Genomic DNA, 25,364 nt, shown 5'->3' with positions numbered 1-25,364 from the left:
GGCAAGCTATCGATTATTCCGGTAGGTTTAACTCCGCTAGTTCAGGATATAAAAACTGCAATACGGCCATCGTCAAGCGCCGTCCCTGACCTTGATAAGGATAAACATGCATATGCATGGCTGGATTGAAATTGGCCTCGATAATACCATACGCACCAGGTTCTGAAGCAAGACGGGATTTATCCGGGATGATCAAGTCGATGCCGCTGATTTTAGCACCAAGGGCTTCTACCGCGGCCACGGCTACGGCTTTGTAATCCTCGTTAAACTCGTCTGTCATATCGATCGAATCGCCACCGGTTGAAACGTTAGAGTTTTCCCGTAAATAGACAGTCACACCAGCAGCAGGTACGGAATCCACTTGATAACCTTGTTCTTTTAACATCAGCTTTTCAATTTCCCCCAGCTGAATCAATTCCAGCGGTGAGCGGTGATGCGTCCCCCGCAATGGGTCTTCGTTTTTGCTAGCGACTAATTGGGCGATGGTGCGCTCCCCATCACCTACGACATTGGCAGGTACTCGCAACATAATACCTTCTACCTTGCCGTCAAGGACGAAGAAACGGTATTCGGTACCTGGCAAGAATTCTTCCACCAAGATAGCAGTATCTTCGGCAAAAGCCAATCGGACCGCTGTCTCGTAATCACTAAAGGCTGGCGCTTCTTTGAAAACCGAAATCCCTAGACCATAATTGGTGCTCTTGGGTTTCACCACGATCGCTTGACCGTCATATTTAGGATAGGCTGCCAAAGCAGTAGCTAAATCACCATATTCCCCACCCTTTGGCACACGGAAACCGGCTTTTGCCAAGACTTTTTTGGTGACGGTTTTATTGGCCATCATTAACGGCACCACATAACTGTCTTTGGCGGTCATATTGGCATTTTTTACATATTCAATGTGCCCTTGCAAATTCAATTGCAAAAATTGATCGGCTTCATCCAAAATCGTCACCTTAACCCCTTGTTGGATGGCGTCAAACAGCAAAATCTGGGTGGAAAGTTCCATCCCCGTGAAGCCTGCCAATTGATACGGACGCTGCCAGATTTCATAATGATTGGCTTGGGCCAGTTTGGTAGCGACTTCGTGTTGGGAGTGGACTTGACTAGCTAACCACAGTTGCGCTGCCGGAGTGGTTTCCGGATCAGCCAAAGCAACGCTGGCCTCGCTTAGAAAGTCCACCGGTAAAGAAAGATGCAGGGCGGCTATCATTTTTTCCATCTCCGTAAGCAACCATTCTCCCTCCGGCAAACAAGCCGTCATGGCATCTGGTCGTTCCAAAGCCACCGCATCGTTGCGACGGTCCCCTTCTCGTACCCAGTCATCAGCATCAGCTTCTTCTGGTAACCACAGCATCAATAACAAAAAGACTTGTAAAAATTGCGCTTCTTCGTGGTAAAAACCATAGCGATCAAAGGGTTGCAAATCGATATTACGCAATTCAATATAGCGAATCCCTGAATCCGCCAAATCTTGAACACGTTTGCCACCCCGGAGCCGCAACGGTGAATAGAACTCTTTTTCCTCAGATAAATGCCCCAAATCCACCATCTTACTGATATCCTGAAGGTAACGCTCCAAACTAGCATAGGACACTTGAACGTCTTCGTAATTGCGATACCCATAAGCACTATTGCGAATACTACGAACTGGTTCCGCCGGGCCAGGATCTTCCACAAAATAGTTTGGTTCACTGGTAGGTGTGGCACCGTAAAGATACGTAATCAACCAACGATAGCGCAGATAATTACGGGTGACTTTCATATACAGTTCCGTCTTAAACGACTCTAAGCTTTGACAAACTTGTTGCTGATCAAAGAGGGCTTGAACGAGGGTTTCCCCAAATTCAAAATTAAAATGAATCCCCGAGACCATCTGTTTGCGCCGCCCGTATTGGCGGGCCAAATAACGGCGGTAGAGTACATCTTCAAAATTATCCAACTCCGCTAGTTTAATCTCAGACTGGTTTGTTGGTAATTGCGGAGGCATACTCAAAGGCCACAGCGCTTCCTCCTTAGCCATCGAGCGTCCGGCTACATCATGAAGGGCCGCCAGCCACGCCATCAGCTCTTCTGGAGACTCGGTAACCGGTGTAATCAATTCTAGCTGGGTCTCAGCAAAATCGGTCTGAATATAGGGATGGTACTTGCGATTGCCCAACAGCTTCGGGTGAGGAGTCGTCACCAACGCTCCGTCTTGAAGCCTTACCCGTTGTCCTTCTCGTTCCACACCAAAGCGGGCAGCTAAAGCATTAGCCCGTGCTTTGGGCGCCTGCATCATCTTTTGAAAATCCATCGTCGTTCCTTCACTTTTCTTGTATTTTCTCAGGTAAGCCGTTTTCCAACTTGCCTGGTTTTGTCTTCTACATTATAGAGGAAATCAGCAAGAAACAAAACAGCCGAGACTCTTTTCTCTGCAAGAAAGTCGGTTGACTGTTTGTCCGTCACGAGGGTGGTCGTGGCGATGTTAGTCATCGTTACTTCAGCCAAAGGTCAAGAAAATAGCGCCCCTGTCCTTGGACCATCCCGACTGGTGGCCACATCTCCTTAAGGGGTCCCCAGCCTAGCGCCCCTGCGAGCATCACCAGTAAGTAACCTAAACCTAGCGCCAACAGTAGCAAGCTGATAATCATCAGTACTTTTAGCTGCCAAGTTAAGTTACTAAAAATAGCGTCTAGCTTACTCTTTCGTCGGGCTTTGGTAGTAACCATGATATCTTGCAACTGGGGAATATTTTGCAATTGCCGTTGTACAATTTCACCATCTTCTACCGTCAACATTTCGGTAAAAATATGATTCTCTGATTGAAAATCCAAAGTGTAGTAGTAGCGGTATTGGCGCTTATCCTTCAGTGACTTTTGATGCCAATCGAAATAGCCAATTTTATGCTTGGTAAATTGGATACTTTGAATAGAGGAATAAGGATAGCTGTAAAACAGCTCCTCTTCCAAAAACTCCACCATCACCAAAAAGAGCATCCGCTGATTGGTAAAGACGAGCAATCGATTCCCACGAACATCATGGAAATGATCGACATACTCTCGCGCTGCCGCCGTTCGGGCATAAGCCATCCCCAACAAGCCCCCCGTTGCAACTGCCGTGTTTTCTTGATTGGTCAGTGGCAGATACGCCTGAATCGCTTCTCCTTCAGCCAGTATCGGGGTCAGCTTGGTTAGAAAATCTTGGATAAAAATATACATCTTAGTTTGCTGAAATAAGCGTTTTTTCCCTGATACAGTCAAATCATCTTCCCCGAACAGTTGACTGTTCAGCTCTCTAAACGAATCTTTAAAGGCACCCTTGTTCATGATCGCCCCTCCTTTAATAACTCATTGCGCAGTTTTTGCTTTCCGCGGGCCAATCGATTGGAAACCACCGCCACATCCAGACCCAAATCTTTGGCGATTTCCCCTGGTTTATCTTGAAAAAAGAAGGACTTCAAAAAAATCAACTGATCTTCCGGCGATAAAATCGCCACCAACGCAAGGAATTCCTCTTTCCCTAACGGCTCCTGCCACGCCAAGGCTTCTGGCAAAATTTCGCTGGGAACTTCCCGTAACTGACGGATCACTTGCCGTTTCTTATCCACTGCTAAATGACGAGTAATCGTCAAACACCAAGTTTTTAAACTGGCTTTTGTGCTATCAAACTGCGAACTGTTGGACCAAATTTTATAAAAGACCTCATTTTCCACCTCTTTGCGATAGCTGGCTTCGACGGGATGGTTCAATACCCGATAGATGGTTTGGCAAATTGCAAACCCATAGGAATCAATCAACCCTTCCAACCCCTGAAAATCTTTGGCAATCATCTTAGCGACAATTTCCTTATCTTCCATCTCCAGCTCCCCTCCTTGTCTTACCTTATTATACGTTGGCTAGAGATGAAATCTATCAGGTGAAAGAAATATATCCGAGCTTTAGCTAAGAAAACAGAGGGACTTACTTCCGGAGAATGCCTCGAGTTGTAGCGGTACCGGTAAATACCAACGAACGAACCAGGGGCTTTTGGCTAGCTCAGCTAAACGAAAGACCATTAAGACAAGCTAGCCAAGACAAAAGCGCTTTTCGTTGGGCTTTTACCCGTCTAACGACCGTCAACATATTTGCTACCGAGCCAAATTTTAGCTTTTTCATAACATCAAAATGACGGCATGATACGCCACTTAATTCCTGATACGATAGCTTTTTGATAACTTAATTTTTTATAAGTTCTTATCGATAAAAAAGAACGCCCGCGATTGGACGTTCTTTTAGTAGTTATTTATTTTCTGGTACGGGTCCGTATTGCTCCTGCAACGTTTGCAACAACCGCTCCCGATTTTCAGGAGTCCCGTTGACAAAGAGTAACTCGTCGCCATCATAGGAAAAATCATATTTCGTAAAGGGGGTAATACGAGCCAGTTTTTCCGGCGTCAGCTCATGGCTTTTGACATAGTACTGAAATTGCTTGTGAAACTGACGCGAGCGTCTCACACCTCGCCACCAGAAAAAGAGTAGCAAAGCAAACAGTCCCACGCCAATGATTTTCCGTGTCCAGTTGTCACTATAGACGAATTCTTTCACTGGACTGAAGCCGAGAATCACCGTCAATAAAATGGCCGCCACCAACGTTGATAGCAGTAAGCTTTTATTTTTCACTGATAGACCTCCTCTACATTGTGGCAAACATCGCCAAAAAAGTCACACTGTTGTACAAGATATGAGCAATCATGTTGCAGCGAATGTCTTTGGTCTTCAAATACAGCGCCCCGAAAGCCATACCAATCCCTGAATAAACCAGTAAATACAAGGAAAGTTGTGGCTCATGAAGCAGACCAAAGAGCAGTCCGGAAGTCACTACCGCCAAAATGTCGTACTTGCGGCCTTGTTTATTCCAAAAGAAGTTCATGAAAATTCCACGATACAAAAGTTCCTCGATGATGGGAGCTAGGACAGCGCCATATAAAGTTATCCCAAGAGCTTGTTGGCGGAATAATTTATTGATCTCTACTTGATTTTCAGCGTTGCCCGCCGGTAGCAGCGGTGTCACTACCATCAAAAAGATATAAACCCCGACAACAGTCAAAATAATCCAACTGATTTTCCCTTTCATGGAGAGATTCAAGCCAAAGCCCCGAGGATTATATGCTTGGATTTGGTGTTGGTACTGACGAATGAAATACACCATCACCGCCAAAAACACCAATGAAATCACAATAGCATAGGCTAGTTGTGACATTTGCACACCTAGGATTTGATCCACACTCAGGATTACTACTGAGAAGTTTTGCAACAACATAAAACCGATAAAATATAAAATCCGCCGCGTAAGGGTTGGACTGGTCATAACTCAAATTCCTCATTTCTATCGTAAACACTACGCCAAAAGCAACAAAGGGGGACGTGATTTGGACCCGTCCCACCTTTTTTATCCGTGTCTGGCTTCACGAACTAGCCCCTTCGAAATGCAGGCTGAACCAACTCATGATCAAGCAAATCAGGTCTGGTTCCACCTTCATTTTCCAGAGCAAAGCAAGTTCCTTCAGCCTTCCTTCTTATTCTTGAAGCAAGCCTTTAAACAAACCGACCACAAACTGATTCGGATCAAAAGGTTCCAAGTCGTCGATTCCTTCTCCAAGGCCCACCAGTTTTACTGGCAAATGCAGTTCATTGCGAATAGCCAGGACAATCCCACCTTTTGCCGTCCCGTCTAATTTGGTCAAGACAATCCCGGAAACATCGGTGGTTTCTTTAAATTGTTTCGCCTGTACCATAGCGTTTTGACCAGTGGTAGCATCCACTACCAAAAGAACTTCGTGGGGGGCATCTGGGACTTCTCGTTGGATGACCCGCTTGATCTTATCTAGTTCTTTCATCAAATTGACTTTATTTTGCAGACGTCCAGCAGTATCCACTAGTAAGATGTCATAGTTCTCATTTTTGGCTTTTTCCACTGCGTCGTAAACGACAGCCGCAGGATCGGCGCCCGCATTGTGGCGGACAACTTCCACGCCAGCCCGTTCGCCCCAGACAGCCAATTGGTCGATGGCCCCCGCCCGGAAGGTATCAGCGGCAGCTAGCAAGACTTTTTTACCTGCCATGCGATATTCGTAGGCCATCTTACCGATACTGGTGGTTTTCCCCACACCGTTGACTCCGACGAACAGCATCACGGTCAAACCCGGTTGTAAGTTTAAGGCGTGGTTTTCATTTTCGCCGGCTTCATCATACAAGTTCACCAATTTTTCGATGATGACATTTTGGACATCTTTTGGTTTCTTGGCGTTTTGCAGTTTGACTTCATCCCGCATTTGGTCAGCAATCTTCATAGCCGCATCAAAGCCGACATCGGCGCCGATCAAGGTTTCTTCTACTTCTTCAAAGAAATCTTCATCCACCGTCCGGAAATTGGCAAACAATTGATTGAGGCGCTGGCCAAAGGTACGACGACTTTTTTTCAAGCCTTTGTCGTATTTTTCTTCTAGTGCTTCCTCAGCTGTCGCCGTCCGAGGGGCAAAAGGATCGTAAACGACTGCCTCATCGACTTGCGCCGTTTCTGACGTAGCTTCTGGTTCAGCTTCTGGTTCAGCTACTGATGCCACTGGCTCCGGCTGAGGGATTTCCTTTGTTGCTGCCGTCAAATTGGCTGCTGTCGTTTCCGAAATTGCGGCTTCTGAGAGAGCTTCCCTGGTTTCTTCAGACGCTACGTTCGAACTATCCGGAGTAACTGGTGCCGTCACCGGGACTGTGTCAATGCCTTCAGGTTCTGAAGGGACGTCTTTATCGGCAACCTCTTCTGGTGTTGCCGGTGAAGCTGATACCGTAGCTGTGTCAGGTACCGTCGAAGGGGCTTCTGGGCCTTCCTCTGCTTCAGACATCTCGTCTTCAGAGACAGAGGGTTCAGCTAGTTCTTCAGGGTTGCCTTCTGATGACCTAGCTGGAACCACTGCCTCAGCATCTTCCTCTGCATCGCTAGCGTCTGTTTCATTTTCTTCTACTTCGGTCGCTTCTGCTTCGTTAGCCTCCGCGACGTTCGCTTCTGCACTAGCCTTGTCCGTCTCAACTGCTCCGGCTGCTTGCTCTTCTGCGGCATCCGCTTCTTCTGCTTTTACTTCTTCAGCTGGGGGTTCTTCTTTGCCCATCAGCGCTTTTTTGATTTTATCGAAAAAGCCCATTTCTATCCCTCCAATACATATTTCTCAATGACTTGTGCCACACCATCTGCCTCATTGGATTCAGTGAGGACATCGGCTGCCGCTTTGACAAGAGGAACTGCATTTGCCATGGCCACACCGATACCGGCATACGCGATCATCGGTAGATCATTTTCTTCATCCCCGATGGCCATCACTTCAGCCGCTGTGATACCCAATTTCTTAGCCAATAAATCAATGCCGTAAGCCTTAGTGATTCCTTTTGGCATAAACTCTAACAGGACGTCCCGCGTTTTGATCACTTCAAATTCTGATCGGACAGCGGGACTGACCTTAGCCAATTGCTGATCCAAATAAGTTTGCTCATAAGCCACCACTGCTTTATTGTATAAGGCTTCCGGGTCCAGCTGGGCAACGGTGGTATCTCGTACATCCAATAACGGATTCAATTGACCGTAAATCGATTGGCGCCCCTCAGCTGTGGGCAAGGACCAGACGATTTCATCCGAGACCACATCCAGTGGCAAGGCCAATGCTTCGGCCACCGTGATTAACTCCTGCACTTGGGCAAAAGTCAACGCAGCTTTTTCGATCACCGCTCCGGTATCATTTTGCTGAACCAACCCACCATTAAAGGTAATGGCGTAATCTCCGGGATTTTTCAAGTCCAACTCGGTTAAATACGGACGAATCGCTCGCAATGGCCGACCGGTACAGATGACGATTTTAACTCCCTGGTCTTTGGCAGCTTGCAAGGCTCGTTTGTTTGCCGGAGAGATTTCTTTTTGATTGTTCAATAACGTTCCATCCAAATCGATGGCGATCATTTTAATCACAGGTTTCCCTCCTATCTACTGTGTCGGCTTCAAAGGATTTAAAAAGGCCGACTAGTAGTTACTCTTACTCTTCCTTTGCTTCGGTAGCGACGATGCTACCTCCTTCTTTGACATCTTCCAGACGTACGGAGACGATCTTGGAAACGCCGGATTCTTGCATGGTTACGCCATATAAAACATTGGCGGCTTCCATCGTCCCTTTACGGTGAGTCACGACGATAAACTGGGTATCGTTTTGGAATCGGCTTAAATATTGCCCGAAACGAGTCACGTTGGCTTCGTCTAAGGCCGCCTCCACTTCATCTAGCACACAAAACGGTACCGGTCGGACTTGAATAATCGAAAACAGCAAGGCAATCGCCGTCAACGCCCGTTCCCCACCGGAAAGCAAGCTCAAGTTTTGCAATTTTTTCCCTGGGGGCTGGGCTTCAATTTCAATCCCGGTGTTTAACAAATCAGTCGGATCGGTCAAGACCAATTCTGCCCGCCCGCCGCCAAACATATTCGGGAAGACTTCTTTAAATTTGCCGCGAATCGCTTCGAAAATTTCTTCAAAACGAATTTTGACTTCTTCATCCATCTCATTCATGGTGGTAAACAGCTGATCTTTCGCCTGCAACAAATCGTCCCGCTGACTGGTCAAAAAGTCGTAACGCTCTGCCACTTGTGCATGTTGTTCAATCGCATTTAAGTTCACCGGTCCAAGGCGTTCGATTTCTCGTTTCAGTGCTTGAATTTCTTGTTTTGCCGCTTCGCTATCTGCCACCACGCCATAATTGGCACGAGCCCCTTCAAAGGTCATGTTGTATTCCTCTTGCAAGTAGTTCAACAGATTATCCAACTTAATATCGGCGCGGTTTTTTTCGACTTCAGCTTTGGTTTTTTGCGACATTAAGGCTTTTTGCTCTTGGTTTTGCTCGCTTAAAGCGGCATCCCCAGCAGTGATTATCATCTGCAAATCCAAGCGGGCTTGGCGTTTTACGGTCAGCTCTGACTGCAATTCTGCTTGTTTGGCGCCAAATTCAGTCACCTGTTTTTGCAAGGATTCTTCAGTCAATTCGTGGCTCGAAAAATCACTATCCAAAGCTGAAAGCTGAACTTGCAAACTATGATGACGACTTTCCGCTTCCGCCAAATCGGTTTGCTTCGTGGTGATTTGCTCTCTTAAATGGAGGATTTGTTGATTCAAAACTGCCAGTTGGGCCTGTTCTTGAGCCAATTGTTCACTGAGTTCTCCATGTTTTTCTTCAATCAAATCTTCCGTCCGGCTCAACTCTTGAATCTCGCTATTGATAGCTAAGCGCTCGGCTTCCACTTTACTTTGTTCCTGAAGGTAGCTGGTTTTTTTCTCTTCATATTCTTCCAAAAAGGCTTGCACTTCACGATTTTCAAAAGCAAAAACTTGCTGTTCTTTTTCCAAGCGTGTCAGTTCTGCTTCTTTGTTTTGGAATTGATTTTCCAACTCCTGTAAATGCAAACGCGCCGCTTCACCTTGTTCCCGCAAAACTTCCAGCTGACTTTGTTGCTCTTTGACTTCAATATCTAATTTTGCTACTAGCTTTTCCGTCGTTTGCAAGCGGCGATCCAGTTGCCCATGTTGTTCCTTTAATTGATTTAACTCGTTGGTTTGGGCGAAGAGATTTCCTTGATTGCCTTTTTTATTGGCACCACCGGTCATGGAACCACCGGCATTCATCACATCCCCCTCCAGAGAAACCACTCGAAAGCGGTAATGCACGGCCCGGGCGATGGCATTGGCACTTTGTAAATCTTCTGCTAGTAAAATGCCCCCTAGCAAGTTTTCCATAATCTGGCGCAGGGAGTCATCAAAGTTGACGATTGCTGACGCAACGCCTAAAAAGCCCGAAATGCCCTTGGCTGCTTGCAATTGACTCATTGGTACATTGCGAGCTTGGATCGTCGTTTTTGGTAAGAAAGTCGCCCGGCCCCCTCGTTGTTCTTTCAAAAAAGTAATGGCTTGGCGGGCATCTTTCTCGTTTTCTACGATGATGTGTTGGGCACTAGCACCCAGCGCAGTTTCGATGGCCACAGCGTATTCAGCCGGCACTTCCATCAACTCTGCCACAGCTCCTACGACCCCTTGAAGCTGCTGTTTATGCTTCAAAATCATCCGGGGACCTTGGTAAAAGCCGGTGTAATTGTCTTGAATATCTTGCAGACTCTTCCCTTTGGCCCGCACTTGTTGCACTTGATTCATCAAGCTGTACATTTTTTTCTGTTCGTTGTCAAAGGTCGTTTTCGTTTCCTTGGCTTGGTCTTGTAGGAGGACGTAGTTTTTCCGTTGCTCCGCCAAGTCTTCTTTGACATTTGCCAAGCTATCTGCGAGAGTCTTTTTATCCTGCTGGCAACTAGCAATCGCTGCCGTCAATTCGCTTTGCTTTTGCATCGCCTTTTGATTTTTCGCCAACTCTTGGGTGTATTGTCGTTCTAAGTATTTCAAGTCATTGCCAATATTGGCATGAGCTTGCATCTTGTCCACATACTGCCCTCGCAAATCCTCCAAAACTTCCTTGGTGGAACGTTGGTATTTTGCCAGTTCCGCCTTCGTTTGGCGAATCCGCTCGTCCAGCGTTTGTTGCTCCCGATTTTTCTCCGATAGACTGCTGATTAAGTTGGCTTTTTCTTCTTCCAACTGACTGATTTTTTCCGCTGCAGTATCGATATTTCGCTGATACTCTTGCGAACTTTGTAGCGTATTTTTAGAACGCTCCTTCAACAATTCCTGTTGCCCTTCCGCCTGTTTCAACGCTTCTGTCACTCGCAAAAGTTGTTGGTTGGCATTTTCGAGCCAATCGTCCAATTGCGCCCGCTCTTGGCGTTTATCCGCAAGCGTTTTTTCACCGACTTTGATGGTTTCGCTGATGGCTTGCAATTGTTGATCCATCGCCACCAGTGTCGCTTCCGCTTGGTCCCAGACCGCTTTGGCTTCTTGGATTTCAGTCACCACATAAGCGCAATCCACCTTAGTCAAATCTTTTTTCAATTGCAAAAATTCCGTAGCGATCCGACTTTGCTCTGCTAAAGGGGCTAACTGGTCTTCCAGCTCATAAATAATATCTTGCACTCGGCTGAGATTATCTTCGGTTTCAAACAATTTCTGCTCGGCTTTTTTCTTCCGCTGTTTGTATTTCAAAACACCAGCAGCCTCTTCAAAAATGCCCCGACGATCTTCCGGCTTACTGGCAAAAATCGCCTCCACCTTCCCTTGGGAAATGATGGAGAAGGATTCTTTTCCCAGTCCCGAATCCATAAACAAATCCGTGATATCTTTTAAGCGACAGGCTTGTTTATTGATGAAAAAATCACTTTCGCCAGTCCGTCGAAACCGCCGTGTCACACTGATTTCCGTGTAGTCCATCGGCAAGTAATGGTCACTATTGTCTAAAACGACCGTTACTTCTGCGATATTGAGTGCCTTGCGGGAATCCGAGCCAGCAAAGATAATGTCGGGCATTTTGCCCCCTCGCAAACTCTTGGCAGACTGCTCGCCTAAGACCCAGCGAATCGCTTCTGTGATATTGCTTTTACCAGACCCATTGGGACCCACCACCGCAGTGACGCTATCCTCAAAATCGATCACCGTCCGGTCGGCAAAAGACTTAAACCCGGCGATTTCGATTTTTTTCAAATACACAAACGTTATCCTCCCTATCATGACTAGCAACTCACGCTTGGTCTCTCACCTGCTTGTGTCTTTGCTACTCCGCCATTACAAACCAAGGACCGCTTCCCAATCCACCGAGCCAAGCGAAACAATCGCCAAGCTAAGCATCTTCAAACTGGGAAGTGGTCACTCATTATTTCTTCGCCAAACGTTGCAAGGCATTGGCCGCTGCAGCTTGTTCAGCATTTTTCTTCGATGTCCCTTGCCCTTCACCGATTAGCTTACTATCGCAGTAAACTTCGGTATGGAAAATCCGCTCGTGGGCCGGACCTTCTTCTTTTAACAAGCGATAGTCGATCAGCACATCTCCTGAACGTTGCAAAACTTCTTGCAATCGAGTCTTATGATCCCGCTCATGTGAAAAAACACCGGCCTGAACTTTTGGATACACGACGGTTTCCAAAAAATGCAACACACTGTCCAACCCTTGATCCAGATACAACGCCCCTAGAAAGGCCTCAAATAAGTCACACAACAAAGAAGGTCTCGTCCGGCCGCCAGAGTTTTCTTCGCCTTTACCCAGCTTGACGTGGGCATCAAAGCCACAGTCCTTGGCAAACTCTGCCAAACTCTCTTCTCGGACGATCGCCGCCCGCGTCTTCGTCAGTTTCCCTTCTGGTAGATGGGGAAATTCCCGGTACAAGTATTGGGATACCAATAATTCCAACACGGCGTCCCCCAAAAACTCCAAACGTTCATTGTCGGATAGGTGTAGATTACGGTGCTCATTCACATAAGAAGAATGGGTGAAGGCTTGATCCACGAGATTGATGTCTCCAAATACAATCCCGAATTTTTCTTTAAGTAGATTTGCCAACTGATTGTCCATTAGTCTTCAGCCCCTCGAATTTATTCAATACTGTTTCATTATACTGGTTTTTAGCGATAAATAAAATCTAAGAAGACAAACCTTTAAAGAATTATTCACAGGTTTTCCCCAGAAATGCAGTGGAACTCGCTTGATTGTTGATAAATCGGGCTAGCAATAGGAAAAACCCACATTATTTACTGTTCAAAAAAAGTACTTTTCCTCCTACAAGGGAGAAATGGTGGCGGAGACCCGCAGCCACCAGTAGCGCCTTTTGCGACTATGATAGCTGCGAAGAGTAGCAGCTGAAAACTTCAAACCCGCCGTAATCCATCAAAACGATGAGTTACGGCGGGTCATTCCTTTTTCCACTTATCCCACGGCTATGCATAGTGAAAGACGCTACTAGAACCTTGCTCAGAATAGCTAGCTATGTTTTTGATAAAAAGGAACTGAGGCTAACGAGTAATGCATTCTTTTATAAACATGAACTAGTTTTACAATTGACCATTTTTCCTACTGTATCCTATAAATAATCTCATCCCCAATCATTCCGCTTTCCAGATTTGCTTTTGCTCAAAATCATTGAACCCCTTGTTTGGAGACCCAAATTCACCATCTACTACTACAACCGTCTTCAACTGGGCTAGCTCACTGCTTTCATGTTCAGAAAGAGCTACCTTCACTTGATTAGAGTCAGTTGATTTTTGGGGATCAAAATTGGCTAACAAGGAAATATATAATACCTTGTCTTCAATCACTTCGGTATAACCGCTATAGCGCAATCCTTCTGGTACATTAAAAGTGAGCTCAATTTGCTTGGTGCTATCTAATTTTGATGGCACATAAGCAGCAGTTACGGTTGAAGGTCCCAAATAGGTTAGCTTTTGATTTTTAACTCGCTGACCTGCCCAAAAAGATAGTGGCACTAAGATGAGCAGTAATGCAGCAACCACCCATTTCAAGCGGCGGCCTTTCTTGATATTTTTGTTCAAATTTTTCGTCATGCTACGGTCCTCCCTTAATAAAGTATCGAGAGAGATTTCATAAAGATCGCTCAGTCTGACCAGAGACTCCAAATCCGGATAGGTCCGTCCCACTTCCCAACTCGAAATCGTCGAGCGGGATACTTGCAGTTGAGATGCCACATACTCTTGCGTCCATTTTCGTTGTGCGCGAGCCTCTTTTAACTTTTTACCAATCTCCATCCAATCCCTCCTCAATCCCATTATCAAGTCCCACTTCTCAAATGACTAGCAACGAACCTAAGAATCCCCACTTTTTCGTTGCGACAAATCCAAGCAAGCTCATTGTACAGCCTTTCTGGTATCTTTCTTCCTATCTTCCCATCAAAATTCCCACAAGTCAAAATCTACGAGATAAGAAAAACTCTCCCTTTCCAATACTCATCAAGCTAGTTTCACATTCCAAAGAAGCAGACAAAATATGAGACCAAAAATAATACTGATTCAAGCAGCTGGGGGATGCTTGAATCAGTATTCGCCTTTATTCATAATTACTAAGCTAAAAAGCCTGATAGCAACTATTAATTATTATATCGTTATTCAATTATTGAATTTTAAAAAGACGCGCCATATTAAACTCAGGAAATTCAACCAACATGCGATTTTTCGAATAAGAAAAACTAATTTTCTTCTCTTGTAATGGAAAAATTTGTTCTACTTTTTCAATAGAATTAACAAATGGAATACTAAACTGATCCTCTCCACCATTTGTTCGCCACACAGCCAAATAGCTTCCAGTATTTGTCCTTAATCCAAAACTAAACCATCCATCATCAATATGGGGTATACCAGTTGGCCAAAATGGTTGGCTTTCTGGTATATACTGCCGAATTTCTTTATAAACATCAATACCATCTCTTACTAAATCAATAGCCGTTGCATCCAACTCTGCCAAATGTCCACTTTGATGAATTCTTAGAAGCATTGAATTTACCATATTAAAAATCACTTCTTCTTCATTGGCATTTTTTAACGGATAAGACCAAATTGCACTTTGTTCCGGCGTGATTGCTGAGGAACATACAGCTGCAATTGCTCCATTTCTTAAATAATTAGTCTGATCAGTTACCGATTGAATACTATGTCGACGCAACATCTGATAATCGTGCCTCATACCACCACTACCACAGTTTTCAATTACTAAATCTGGATATTTACTAAAGATGCCATCCAACCATTTTAGATAGGAGCGATTATGCATCAATAGTGCGTCGCTAAAACTATCTGCTGCAAGGTCACTGCCAATCCCTGTAGTTGTATTATAGTCCATCTTTATATATCCAATACCATAATCAGTTAATAAACGATCTATCACACTAGTAGCATATCTTTGTACTTCCTCGTTTCTAAAATCAAGATGATACCGACTGTGGTCTTTCACTCGCACTCCATGTCTACAGAAAAACCAATCATCTGGCAAACTATTAGCTAATTGACTATTTATCCCCATCACTTCAATTTCTAACCAAAGTCCAGGTATCATACCTTTGTCTCGAATATAATTTGTAAGTTCAATGATTCCATTAGGAAAACGTTCGACTGACTCTTTCCACTCACCAACATTGTCCCACCAGTAACCATCAGAATACCAACCACAATCGATAACATAATACTCGCAGCCCACTTCGGCAGCTTTATCAATCAATGGAAATTCCTTTTCGCTTGTTGGATCTCCCATCAAACAATTCATATAGTCATTAAATATTACTGGACATTTTTCATTGTCGATATTTTCCCGTCGAATACTACGACGGTAATTTGTTAATTGTCCAACTGCCTCATCAAAAGTTCCAAATACATTTCCACAGAAAACCGGTACTGTAGTAAAGCTCTCCCCTGGTTTCAGTTGTTTCCACCAGTGGTTTGATGGTTCTGTAGGCCCAAATCCACGCAATGATAAATATTTTCCTAGTCCGCAATCTGTTAACTCCCAATGCCATTCACCGTTAGTATCAATTTGCCAAAATGTAGAAATCCCTAATTTCTGATTCACCAAGATTGCATTTGGGCTAAATTGTGCACAAGACCAAGAAGAATTATTGGTAACACTGATTGCTTTAGTTGAATCTTGTAATTTTTCACCATCTAATTGAAAATCTAAACCCATTTCTTTTAGCGTTCCAGACTCCCATTGAAGTTCTCCGGTCCACGAATTGTGGGGTAAGTAAAGAGTTTGATTTTGATACTCTTGAAATATCGATCCGCTATTTAGGTCAGCCAAATTAATAGAGGAAATATATTCAATTCCAAAATCATTAACTCCTGTATTTACAATTTCAGAGGACCAAGAAATCCCATTTGAATCAGGAAAAGTTTCAAATATAGTTATAACTTTTAATTTTAGCTTTTCATCCTCGAATGTTTGCTCAACAATAATACAATTATTATTTTGTTCAATCTTCTGAAAAATTAACTGTTCACCAATAAGAGTATTCGAAAGTTTATTTCCCTTATGATTTGGTTGATTATATCCAGATATTTGAACCTCCACTAAGTTTTGAGTTTCTAGTAAATCTGGATCAATATCTTTCTCCTTATCAAATGGGAGAACTGAGGAGTGTAACATACGAATTTTATTTTCTTCAGTAACTCCAAATACTAAATTTAAATCGCCTATTTTATATTGAAAATGTTTTTTCATGCTCTTACCCCTTCACCGCTCCTGACATTAATCCGGAAATTAAATATCTTTGGAAAAATACAAAAATGATCGTAACTGGGATAACAGCAAGAACACTTGCGGCCATCAAATTGCCCCAGTCAGTCGTAAATTGACCTCTAAATAATGTAATCCCTGGAGTTAAAGTTCTATGAGCAACATCATTGATCAACACATAACCAAACATATACTCATTCCACGCTGTAACAAATGTATATAATCCTGTCGAGACAAGACTTGGAATTGAAACAGGCAAAATAATTTGTACTAAAGTTCTCAGTCGAGAAGCACCATCTAATTCAGCAGATTCTTCAAGAGAGAGTGGTACTGTATCAAAAAACCCCTTCATCATGAATGTACTCAGCGGAATTACAAATGTTGAATATGCTAATATCAAAGCCAAATATGAATTAATCAAACCAAAAGTTTTGAAAATCATATAGATTGGAATCAACAGCAATACGCCCGGTACCATCTGACTCAAAGTTAGACTCATCCCCGACAAGCGAACCACTCTGTACCGACCAAATCGGCTTAATGAGTAACCAGCTAACACAGCAATTACCAAACCAATAACTGTAGTAATTCCTGATACAAGAAAACTATTTTTGAAGAAAGTTAGGAAATCTGATTCTTCTAATACTTCAACAAAATTTGTTAAAGAGAAGTTGCTTGAGAAAAATGAAGGTGTTGTTGAATAAATTTCTGTATCCGGTTTTAAAGCCGTTGAAATCATCCATAAAAACGGAAAGAACGAAAAAATTGAACACAAAATCAATACAAGATACGTTGCTATTCTAGTTGTTACTATTTCACGTTTACTTCTAATCATAGTTACGAGCTCCTTTTACTTTTTTAACAACAAACTTAGAAATAGGCACGAGGGCAAAAATTGCTAAAAGGATAATTATCATTATTACCGAGAGTACAGAGGATTTTCCAATATCATAATTTTTCATTGCATAGCGGTAAATCATAATTGGTAATGTTTCCGAAGCGTAGTTCGGCCCGCCTTCTGTTGTAATCCAAATAAAGTCAAAGTTCACAGAGGTCCATACAATATGCATAAAAATCAAAGTACTTAATACACTTTTGATTCCTGGTAATGTAACGTTAAAGAACCGTTTAGTAATTGAAGCCCCATCCATAGCAGCTGCTTCATGTAATTCATCTGGAATTGTTTGTAATCCAGCTAAAATACTGATTACCCAATAAGGAAATGTTCGCCAGATGTTGATAAAGGTAACTGTTAGCAAGGCTGTATTCTTATTTCCTAGCCAATAAATTGATTCTTCAATGATTCCTGTTTTTTCCAACAAATAATTTACAATCCCATAATCCGGGTTCAGCATCCAACTCCAAGTTAACCCTGCAACTGCAATTGGAACAATCCAAGGTACGATAATCATGCTTCTGAAAAATACTCGTCCCTTAATTTTTTGGTTCAAAGCAATTCCGACGATTAAGCCGAGGACTATTTCTCCTAGTACCGATCCAATAGTCCAGATTACAGTATTTTTCATATTTCCCATAAATAAAGTATCAGCAAATACTTTGCTATAGTTTTCAAATCCAATAAAGTCATTTAAAGCTGGATTAGTTAAACTTTTAGCATGGAAACTATTCCAAATTACCTGGATTAACGGTATGCCAATCAAGGTAACCATAAAAATAATTGCTGGTAGCATATAAAAATAAGCATTTTTCTTATTTATTCCTTCTTTAGAAAATCTTCTTTTAGGAATTTTTGTATTAATACTTTCCATCTGTTTGTCTCCTTAAAAAAACCGGATGTAAAAAGAATTCCTACATCCGGTATCATTTGGTTACTCTTGATATGCATCCTGAGTTTTTAATGCTTCATTGATCTTATCAGATAAGAAAATAGCAGCATCTTCCGGTTTCTCGCCATTTTGTAGAACCATCGCAATCGCATCTTGCATAGGCTGTGTAATTTCAGCCATTGAAATTGGTGGTAACGGTTGGGCTTGTTCAATTAGTGCTGAATCCCCAAATCCCTTCGCCCATTTATTTGCATCATCGATTTCCATGTCTGTCCTAGGGGAACCTTCGGGCCGACCAGATTGCTGATTGTCTTTACTTAACAAATACTGAGCTAATTTGAATGTTTCTTCTACTTCTTTTTTATCGTTGTTGTAAATGTAATACGTGTTAATTTCTAAAAATGTTGCTGGAGTTGTATTGTAGGGAGGAAGACCAACTTCAGCATCAGCCATTTCATCGGGATTATTTTCCTCATAGTTTTGCATCCAAGAACCATTGTTCATCATGGCATACTTTCCTAGTGCAAAGTTAGTATCTAATTCTTCCCATCCACCGACAGCAGCATTCTTTTCAATTACACCTTGATCTAGTAAATCTTTATAAAATTGGAAAACTTCTGTTGCTTTAGCTAAGTTTTCATCACTATCTTGCCAAGTATTTTTATATTTGCCACTTCCTTGATCGTCTGCGATACTTAGACCATTCTGGAATAGAAAGGACGCCAATTCCTGTGGTGCTCGAGCTCCTGTACCAGCAATCCCAAAAGCGGCTTGACCTGTTTTATCTTTTACAGTTTTTGCCATATCCAATAAATCATCCCAAGTTTTTGGCGGTGTATCATAGCCAGCCTTAGCAAGCAAATCTTTGTGATAAACAAGTGCTCGTGGAGCGATATAATTCGGTAAAGCTTGAATCTTTCCATCAGTGCTTAGTGCATCCATTACATTGTCATAAAATAAATCTTTATCTTCATAATTATCCCAATAACTTGTTAAATCAGCTAATGCGCCCATTTTACTGAACTCTCCGTACCATTCACCTAATCCCCATGTAATTGAAGGTGCGTCGTCTGCTGATACAGAGGTTACAATTTTATCCTTCAACTGATCCCAGTTGAATAATTGATAATCGATTTCTAAATCATTATCCTCAGCATATTTTTCAATTAATTCTTGTTCATGAACTTGGTCAGTATTTCCCTTTGTTGCACCAGACCAAAAAACAATTTTTGTCGGTCCTTCCGAATCTCCGCTATCACTTTTAGAATTTCCGCAACCAAACAACATACTAGTACTTGCCAAAAGTACTGCACCTAAGGCAACCATTCTTTTTTTTGACTTCATTTTTTATCCCTCACTTCATTTTATTGAGTTACCGCTTACAACACATATATTAAAGCTATATTTTACTTTTGTGAATAACCGTATTACACTAATACTATACAATTTTCGACATTGCTCTTTTTCCATAAAAAATATATTTCATAGTAAGGAGCGACTTCTATGTTTCTTGAAAGCAAAGATCGTATCGAATTCTTTTTTAATGATTATCTCTTGGATAACTTAACCGTTGTAAATTTTGGTCATGAACGGTGCTTACCAAATCATAGTTTTGGCCCACAAGTCCGCGATTATTTTGTTTTGCACTACATTCTAAACGGTCAAGGAACATTTAAAACAGATGACACAATATATTCTTTAAAACGTGGCTCATTTTTTTTAATATCTCCTACTGATACAGAGCCAATTTATCAGGCTGACGAAGTTGATCCTTGGGAATATATATGGTTCGGTCTTGAGGGGGATAGCGTAGAAAAGATTTTAGAAGAACTAGGTTATTCTGAACAAAACAGAGTTGGAAAACTACAAAATTTTCGAGAACTCCACGGAGAAATTGATACGTTAATTCATAGTAGCTTTCTATCAATTGCAAATCCTCTTCAAATCCAAGGTAAACTAATTTCGCTTTTCGCTTTTCTGAGTATGGATGGTCAGAATCCATCGTTAAGCCAGTCTATCAGTCAGTCGCAAAAGTACATTGATCAATTTACTCACTTTATTCGACAGAATTACTGGAAAGAAAAACTCAGCATTCAACAAATTGCTGATAATCTTGATCTAAATAATTCTTATCTGTCAAAAATAATAGGTAATCATTTCGGGCAAACACCCCTTGAATACTTAATTCGTTTTCGTATGATCAAAGCTCGCTTTCTTATCGAAAATACAGATCATACTGTCAGCTCTATCGCAAAAGCAGTAGGATATAGCAATCCGCTATCCTTTTCTAGAGCTTACAAAAGAGTATATGGACATTCACCCAGAAACACGCCCTCTAAAGATAAAACAAATGTCAATCCAATTAGCAATAAACATCAAACCTAAAAACAGACTAATTTCAACCCTCTTAGACTCACGCTATCTGCCTGTTTTGTTCTCAGCGAATGATCCCCATACTACAGAATCTGGTGGCAACTGGCGTAGGAGAAGCGGCATAGTAGCTGCGCTTAGGATTGTCGGTGAACTAGTGTCCCTTGGCGCTTTTTGCCTAGGGACACTAGTTCACCGACAAGGGAAAAGACAAGTGGGCTGCTTGGCTTTTGCCGGTCCCGCAGCTACTATGACGATTTCTCCGGAGCCAGTTGCCACCAGTTTTCTCCAAAAACAACATCAAATCAAAAACAACAAAACAGGCAGACTCACCGGGAGTCTGCCTGTCTTGCCTCTAAATAGTTGGTGTAGAAAGTGGTATGTGAATAGAGGCTGATTATTTCACAGCTTCTTGATACCCAGCAATTTCCTGTTCATTGCCATAGACGAAATGACCAGGGATGACTTCAACAAAACTTGGTTTGTTGACGGAGTAATCGTGCATGTTTGGATCATAGACATGCAACTCTTTCTTACGGGCCAAGATCGGATCTGGCACCGGTACGGCCGATAATAAAGCCTTCGTATAAGGGTGCAGCGGATTGCGGAAGAGTTCTTCAGCTTCAGCCAGCTCCACGATCCGACCAGAGCGGATAACCGCAATCCGGTCAGAAATGAAGCGCACCACGGATAAGTCATGGGCAACAAAGAAGTAGGTAACACCTTTTTCCCGTTGGAATTCTTTCAACAAGTTCAAGACTTGCGCACGAATGGAAACATCCAAAGCGGAAATCGGTTCATCAGCTACCACCAATTCCGGCTCCATAATCAAAGCTCGGGCAATCCCAATCCGTTGCCGTTGACCCCCGGAAAATTCGTGAGGGTAGCGATTTAAGTGTTCTGGCAACAAACCTACTTCTTCAATGATTTGTTCCACTTTTTGCCGGCGATCTTCCTCAGAGGTAAACAAGTTGAAGTTGTACAAGCCTTCCGAAATGATGTAATCCACCGTCGCCCGTTCATTCAAGGAAGCGGAGGGATCTTGAAAGATCATTTGGATTTTACGGATGACATCGTCTTGTTCTTTTTTAGTGAGTTTTTTATTGATTTTCTTGCCTTCAAAGATGATCTCGCCATTAGAAGTATTGTTCAACCCTAGGACGGCGCGACCAATCGTCGTCTTACCTGAACCAGATTCCCCAACTAAAGAGAAGGTTTCCCCTTTGTAAATATCAAAATTGGCATCTTGAACGGCGACAAAGCGGTTTTTCCCTTCGCCAAATGTGATTTCTAGGTCTTTGATGGAGAGTAGGACTTCTTTTTCATCAACCAACAGTCACACCCCCCTCTTCTAAATCTTTTGCTTCGTAATCTTCTGGTGCGATTTCTTCTTGCAACGCCACCAGTTTTTCATGCAAGTTTTGAATGGCCTGTGGTTTTTCCACTTGAGGTGCCCGTGGATCCATTAGCCAAGTTTTGGCAAAGTGTGTATCGCTAACTTGGAACATCGGTGGTTCTTTTTTGAAATCGACTTCCATAGCGAAAGGATTCCGTGGGGCAAATGCATCCCCTTCGATATCTTTGTACAATGAAGGCGGTGTCCCGGGTACGGAATACAGCTCTTCGCCTTTTTGACTCAGCTGTGGCAAGGCACTCAGCAAAGCCCAAGTATATGGATGCCGAGCATTATAGAAAATGTCTTCGGCTGTGCCGGTTTCGATGATTTGGCCGGAATACATCACGGCGACTTTATCAGCAATCGCAGCAACTACCCCTAAGTCATGGGTGATGAAGATCGTGGTGAATTTGTATTCCGCTTGCAGTTCCCGAATCAAATCCAAAATCTGGGCTTGAATCGTCACGTCTAGAGCGGTGGTAGGCTCATCACAGATCAATACTTTAGGTCGGCAGGCCAACGCGATGGCGATAACCATCCGTTGCCGCATCCCTCCAGAATATTGGAAAGGATATTCGTTGTAGCGTTGTTCCGCATTGGGAATCCCGGTCCGTTTCATCAAATCGATGGCCATGGCCCGAGCTTCTTTTTTATTTTTTCCTTGGTGCTTGATGATGACTTCGGAAATTTGTGAGCCAATCGTTTTGATTGGGTTCAAGGAAGTCATGGGATCTTGGAAGATCGTGGCGATTTCTTTGCCTCGGATACCTTCCCAATCCTTATCTTTTTTCAAATCACTTAAAATTTTGTCGTGGTATTTAATCGTTCCATTGGTGATTTTGCCGTTTTGTTCCAGCATACCGGTGAAAGTCTTGGTCAAAACTGACTTACCAGAGCCAGATTCGCCTACGATGGCCAGCGTTTCTTGTTCTTTGATTTCCAAAGAGACATTGCGGATGGCTTTGAGTTCACGGTTACGGACGGTAAAGCCGACGGAGAGATTTTCTACGGACAATACGGTTGCTTTTTCCATGTTGGCCCCTCCTCTTTACATATGTGTCCGTGGATCAGCGGCATCAGCTAAAGTTTGGCCGACGATATACAGCGATACCGACACCAAAGCCAAAACTGCTACCGGAATCCAAAACAGATACGGATAGTTACTCATATTAGCAGTATATTTCGAAATTAACTTCCCTAATGATGGCACATTGGCACTCAAACCAACCCCCAAGAAAGATAAGAAGGTTTCATAAGAGATAAAGGCCGGCAATGTCCGAGAAACATCCGTCACGATAACTGACGTCAAATAAGGAAGGATGTTACGGAAAATCATCCGCATCGGTGGCGTCCCCAAAGTTTTGGAAGCCAAGTTGTATTCCCGGTCCCGCATGATCATGACTTGGACCCGGATAAAGTAAGCTGTCCCCAACCAACTAGTCAAACACATAGCGAAAATCAAGTTCCAGAAACCACTCCCGAAGGAATAAGACAAGACCATGATGATCAACAATTGTGGCACATTAGAGAAAATATTGTAGACCTCAATCATAAACCGGTCGATTTTCTTAGAAGTTCCCCAAATGGCACCAACTACAACACCAATCAAGGTACATACAACAGTCGAAATCACCGAAATCGAAATGGAGGTTTTCGCCCCTGCCCAAACCGCATCAAACAACGAATGGCCATTGGCGTCAGTCCCAAACCAAAATTGGGCACTTGGTGGATTGTAACGTTTACTAAAGTCATTGATCCCTTCTACGTTCATATAATCATAGCCGGATAGCATCGGCTGGATAAAGGACATCAATAAGACGGCCACCATCAAAATCAACATCGAAATGGCGACTTTGCTAGAGAAGAACTTCCGAGCCACCGCACGCCAATAGGAATACACCGGGGCATCGATACGTTCTGATGCGTGTTCATCCATTTTGACAAAACTAAAATCGCTTTGTTGCAAATCATCTTTTGGCATTTCCATCTTATTTGCCCCCTTTCTCTGACAAGTTAATTCGAGGGTCGACCATCGTCATAGCGATGTCCCCTAAGAGAATTGAGAAGATTGAAATGGTGGTAAAGATAAAGACTAAGCCGATCACGATCGGATTGTTGTGAGCCTTGATAGCATCTGGCAACATTTTACCCATCCCAGGAGCTGCGAAAACCGTTTCTGTAATCGTGGCTCCGGCAATCGTCCCAATCACCGCTGACGGAATCCCATTCACCAATGGAATCGCAGCATTTTTAAAGATGTGCTTACGACTGATTTCACCAGCACTTAAGCCTTTTGCTTTGGCAAATTTGACATAGTCCGCTGATTGTTGGTCGATCATATAACGACGTAACCAGATGACAATCCCAGATACTGACAACAGACCTAAGATGACAGTTGGCAGGATATAAGATTTGATACTGCTAGCCCCCAAAGTCGGGAACAAATCAGGTAAGTTAAAGACACTTGAACCAATAAAGCGGAAGAAATAGATAAACGCCAGTGACGGTACGGAAATCAAGACTGTCACTAAAGCAATCCCGACTTTATCAGGGAAGCGGCCTTTAAAGCGTGACATCAACATGGACATTGGAATCGCCAAGCCGTAGCTGATAATCACAGCGATAATCCCCATCCGCATGGAATTTCCTACCATGGATGGATCTTGGTAGTTATTGACAGTCACTGTGTAATTGTCGTTGTACATATTTTTATCCCGGCTAGAAAGATTAGCCGTCATTTGGTATTGGCGAGAATAAATATCCACCGCCGTTTTTGATTTGCGTCCAGTTTCAAAGGTAACTTCTTTGGAATCGGACTTCCCTTGTCCGCCACCAATCACTTGGGTAACTGGTTGACCTGCGAAAGTTGGATAAGAAGTGCCTAAATTCAAGCGAATAATATTTTGATGAATATATGGAAATTGATTGTTGAAATAGATCTGATATTTGTACTGGGTCCCAGAACCAACTAAGGCCCAACCAGCCATCGGATCATTGACAATCTTATAACCCCGTTTTAAATCTTTGTTATCGGGATCATTGATTTTCCACGGATGGTCCACTTGAATCATATTTTTGTAAAAACGAAAGACCCGGGTATACAAGGGTAATTCTTTCACGGCATAGTAACCTTTGCTAATTGGATATTGTTCCAATTTAAAGCCATTTTCTTTGGCCCATTTTTGGTAAATCTTGGTGTTAGCGTCACTAACTTCTGCTGTGACTTCCGGATTGTCTTTCTTCACTTCGGCTACTAACTCTTTAGAAGGGTAGTAATCCAAATAACCCATTTTGCTAAACGCCGTATTCTCATAGTCCTTCATGTCATCGGGTTTCGATTTCAGTTTGCCATAAGTGACGTCGTTTTGAAAAATGGTCTTTCGAGGGATCAGACTGTAGATCACGCCATAAGTCAAGGTCGTTACTAAGAAGATACTTAGGATCGATCTCAGGATCCGATAAAACAGGTATCTTTTCACGATAAATCTCCTACTTTCTATACAACATCTATAAGTCCAGCTGCTCTTCTTACAATCGACTATCTGGTAGTGATTTTTCTATCAGACTAGTCGTCACTAGCGAAAGTCAGCTTTTCTCCGAACTTTGGTGACCAGATAAGTGAGGCTTATCTCGTCAAGTAAAAAAGGCTTTTCAGCGATTGCCGGC

General features: G+C 43.0%; 19 protein-coding genes. 1 reads left to right on the top strand and 18 read right to left on the bottom strand.

Annotated features, from left to right (window positions below; translation table 11 throughout):
* Positions 1 to 13: 13 nt before the first annotated feature.
* The 14 genes from gshAB to ACO03U_RS09760 all read right to left on the bottom strand — a co-directional run bounded on the left by gshAB (position 14) and on the right by ACO03U_RS09760 (position 19,276).
* The gene (gene gshAB, locus ACO03U_RS09825; protein WP_204687135.1) at positions 14 to 2,296 is read right to left on the bottom strand and encodes a bifunctional glutamate--cysteine ligase GshA/glutathione synthetase GshB; all 2,283 of its coding nucleotides are present in this window, start codon (positions 2,294 to 2,296) and stop codon (positions 14 to 16) included.
* A 181-nt stretch (positions 2,297 to 2,477) separates the two neighbouring features.
* Complete coding sequence (locus ACO03U_RS09820; RefSeq protein ID WP_204687136.1) at positions 2,478 to 3,308, bottom strand: PH domain-containing protein; 831 nt, start codon at positions 3,306 to 3,308, stop codon at positions 2,478 to 2,480.
* Positions 3,305 to 3,838 carry a sigma-70 family RNA polymerase sigma factor gene (locus ACO03U_RS09815; RefSeq protein WP_204687137.1) on the bottom strand — a complete coding sequence of 178 codons (534 nt, stop codon included), beginning with the start codon at positions 3,836 to 3,838 and terminating at the stop codon, positions 3,305 to 3,307. The genes ACO03U_RS09820 and ACO03U_RS09815 overlap by 4 nt, the downstream gene beginning before the upstream one ends.
* A gap of 421 nt (positions 3,839 to 4,259) precedes the next feature.
* On the bottom strand, positions 4,260 to 4,640 hold the full coding sequence (locus ACO03U_RS09810) for a hypothetical protein (protein ID WP_204687138.1): 381 nt from the start codon (positions 4,638 to 4,640) through the stop codon (positions 4,260 to 4,262).
* Between the two features lie 13 nt (positions 4,641 to 4,653).
* Positions 4,654 to 5,328 (bottom strand): CPBP family intramembrane glutamic endopeptidase, encoded by a 675-nt coding sequence (locus ACO03U_RS09805; RefSeq protein ID WP_204687139.1) that lies wholly within the window; start codon positions 5,326 to 5,328, stop codon positions 4,654 to 4,656.
* A 208-nt stretch (positions 5,329 to 5,536) separates the two neighbouring features.
* Complete coding sequence (gene ftsY, locus ACO03U_RS09800; protein WP_423104699.1) at positions 5,537 to 6,859, bottom strand: signal recognition particle-docking protein FtsY; 1,323 nt, start codon at positions 6,857 to 6,859, stop codon at positions 5,537 to 5,539.
* 299 nt (positions 6,860 to 7,158) lie between these two features.
* Positions 7,159 to 7,971, bottom strand: coding sequence for a Cof-type HAD-IIB family hydrolase (locus tag ACO03U_RS09795; protein ID WP_204687141.1), 813 nt, complete (start codon positions 7,969 to 7,971; stop codon positions 7,159 to 7,161).
* Positions 7,972 to 8,035: 64 nt separating this feature from the next.
* A complete protein-coding gene (gene smc, locus ACO03U_RS09790; RefSeq protein ID WP_204687142.1) occupies positions 8,036 to 11,626 on the bottom strand; it encodes a chromosome segregation protein SMC in 3,591 nt (1,196 codons plus the stop codon).
* Positions 11,627 to 11,789: 163 nt separating this feature from the next.
* Positions 11,790 to 12,485 (bottom strand): ribonuclease III, encoded by a 696-nt coding sequence (rnc, locus tag ACO03U_RS09785; RefSeq protein WP_204687143.1) that lies wholly within the window; start codon positions 12,483 to 12,485, stop codon positions 11,790 to 11,792.
* Between the two features lie 527 nt (positions 12,486 to 13,012).
* Positions 13,013 to 13,672: a helix-turn-helix domain-containing protein gene (locus ACO03U_RS09780; RefSeq protein WP_204687144.1), complete on the bottom strand. Its 660-nt coding sequence runs from the start codon at positions 13,670 to 13,672 to the stop codon at positions 13,013 to 13,015.
* Positions 13,673 to 14,033: 361 nt separating this feature from the next.
* Positions 14,034 to 16,130 (bottom strand): glycoside hydrolase family 36 protein, encoded by a 2,097-nt coding sequence (locus ACO03U_RS09775; RefSeq protein ID WP_204687145.1) that lies wholly within the window; start codon positions 16,128 to 16,130, stop codon positions 14,034 to 14,036.
* Positions 16,131 to 16,134: 4 nt separating this feature from the next.
* On the bottom strand, positions 16,135 to 16,980 hold the full coding sequence (locus ACO03U_RS09770; RefSeq protein WP_204687146.1) for a carbohydrate ABC transporter permease: 846 nt from the start codon (positions 16,978 to 16,980) through the stop codon (positions 16,135 to 16,137).
* The gene (locus ACO03U_RS09765) at positions 16,973 to 17,914 is read right to left on the bottom strand and encodes a carbohydrate ABC transporter permease (protein ID WP_423104675.1); all 942 of its coding nucleotides are present in this window, start codon (positions 17,912 to 17,914) and stop codon (positions 16,973 to 16,975) included. Before ACO03U_RS09765 ends, ACO03U_RS09770 begins: the two co-directional genes overlap by 8 nt.
* A gap of 60 nt (positions 17,915 to 17,974) precedes the next feature.
* Complete coding sequence (locus tag ACO03U_RS09760) at positions 17,975 to 19,276, bottom strand: ABC transporter substrate-binding protein (RefSeq protein WP_204687147.1); 1,302 nt, start codon at positions 19,274 to 19,276, stop codon at positions 17,975 to 17,977.
* 159 nt (positions 19,277 to 19,435) lie between these two features.
* Here ACO03U_RS09760 and ACO03U_RS09755 point away from each other — a divergent pair, with 159 nt between their 5' ends.
* The gene (locus tag ACO03U_RS09755; protein WP_204687148.1) at positions 19,436 to 20,317 is read left to right on the top strand and encodes an AraC family transcriptional regulator; all 882 of its coding nucleotides are present in this window, start codon (positions 19,436 to 19,438) and stop codon (positions 20,315 to 20,317) included.
* A 382-nt stretch (positions 20,318 to 20,699) separates the two neighbouring features.
* Here ACO03U_RS09755 and ACO03U_RS09750 read toward each other — a convergent pair whose 3' ends face one another.
* Genes ACO03U_RS09750 through ACO03U_RS09735 form a run of 4 tightly spaced genes read right to left on the bottom strand, consistent with a single transcriptional unit; the run spans position 20,700 to position 25,177 of the window.
* Positions 20,700 to 21,635, bottom strand: coding sequence for an ATP-binding cassette domain-containing protein (locus ACO03U_RS09750; RefSeq protein WP_161868764.1), 936 nt, complete (start codon positions 21,633 to 21,635; stop codon positions 20,700 to 20,702).
* Positions 21,628 to 22,731 (bottom strand): ABC transporter ATP-binding protein, encoded by a 1,104-nt coding sequence (locus tag ACO03U_RS09745; protein WP_161868763.1) that lies wholly within the window; start codon positions 22,729 to 22,731, stop codon positions 21,628 to 21,630. The genes ACO03U_RS09750 and ACO03U_RS09745 overlap by 8 nt, the downstream gene beginning before the upstream one ends.
* Positions 22,732 to 22,746: 15 nt before the next feature.
* Positions 22,747 to 23,679 carry an oligopeptide ABC transporter permease OppC gene (gene oppC, locus ACO03U_RS09740; RefSeq protein ID WP_161868788.1) on the bottom strand — a complete coding sequence of 311 codons (933 nt, stop codon included), beginning with the start codon at positions 23,677 to 23,679 and terminating at the stop codon, positions 22,747 to 22,749.
* A 7-nt stretch (positions 23,680 to 23,686) separates the two neighbouring features.
* A complete protein-coding gene (locus ACO03U_RS09735; RefSeq protein WP_204687149.1) occupies positions 23,687 to 25,177 on the bottom strand; it encodes an ABC transporter permease in 1,491 nt (496 codons plus the stop codon).
* Positions 25,178 to 25,364: the final 187 nt, after the last annotated feature.

Origin of the sequence: Enterococcus diestrammenae (assembly GCF_049384045.1) — a bacterium.
Lineage (GTDB): Bacteria > Bacillota > Bacilli > Lactobacillales > Enterococcaceae > Enterococcus_C > Enterococcus_C diestrammenae.
Note: the sequence above shows the minus strand (reverse complement) of the source record. Positions and strands in the feature narration are given on the sequence as shown.

Coding starts and splice junctions, on each gene's coding strand:
- rnc (WP_204687143.1), bottom strand. CDS start 12,485: ATGGACAATCAGTTGGCAAATCTACTTAAAGAAAAATTCGGGATTGTA.
- ACO03U_RS09775 (WP_204687145.1), bottom strand. CDS start 16,130: ATGAAAAAACATTTTCAATATAAAATAGGCGATTTAAATTTAGTATTT.
- ACO03U_RS09770 (WP_204687146.1), bottom strand. CDS start 16,980: ATGATTAGAAGTAAACGTGAAATAGTAACAACTAGAATAGCAACGTAT.
- gshAB (WP_204687135.1), bottom strand. CDS start 2,296: ATGGATTTTCAAAAGATGATGCAGGCGCCCAAAGCACGGGCTAATGCT.
- ACO03U_RS09805 (WP_204687139.1), bottom strand. CDS start 5,328: ATGACCAGTCCAACCCTTACGCGGCGGATTTTATATTTTATCGGTTTT.
- ACO03U_RS09765 (WP_423104675.1), bottom strand. CDS start 17,914: ATGGAAAGTATTAATACAAAAATTCCTAAAAGAAGATTTTCTAAAGAA.
- ACO03U_RS09815 (WP_204687137.1), bottom strand. CDS start 3,838: ATGGAAGATAAGGAAATTGTCGCTAAGATGATTGCCAAAGATTTTCAG.
- ACO03U_RS09755 (WP_204687148.1), top strand. CDS start 19,436: ATGTTTCTTGAAAGCAAAGATCGTATCGAATTCTTTTTTAATGATTAT.
- ACO03U_RS09820 (WP_204687136.1), bottom strand. CDS start 3,308: ATGAACAAGGGTGCCTTTAAAGATTCGTTTAGAGAGCTGAACAGTCAA.
- ftsY (WP_423104699.1), bottom strand. CDS start 6,859: ATGTCTGAAGCAGAGGAAGGCCCAGAAGCCCCTTCGACGGTACCTGAC.
- ACO03U_RS09745 (WP_161868763.1), bottom strand. CDS start 22,731: ATGGAAAAAGCAACCGTATTGTCCGTAGAAAATCTCTCCGTCGGCTTT.
- ACO03U_RS09760 (WP_204687147.1), bottom strand. CDS start 19,276: ATGAAGTCAAAAAAAAGAATGGTTGCCTTAGGTGCAGTACTTTTGGCA.
- oppC (WP_161868788.1), bottom strand. CDS start 23,679: ATGCCAAAAGATGATTTGCAACAAAGCGATTTTAGTTTTGTCAAAATG.
- ACO03U_RS09780 (WP_204687144.1), bottom strand. CDS start 13,672: ATGGAGATTGGTAAAAAGTTAAAAGAGGCTCGCGCACAACGAAAATGG.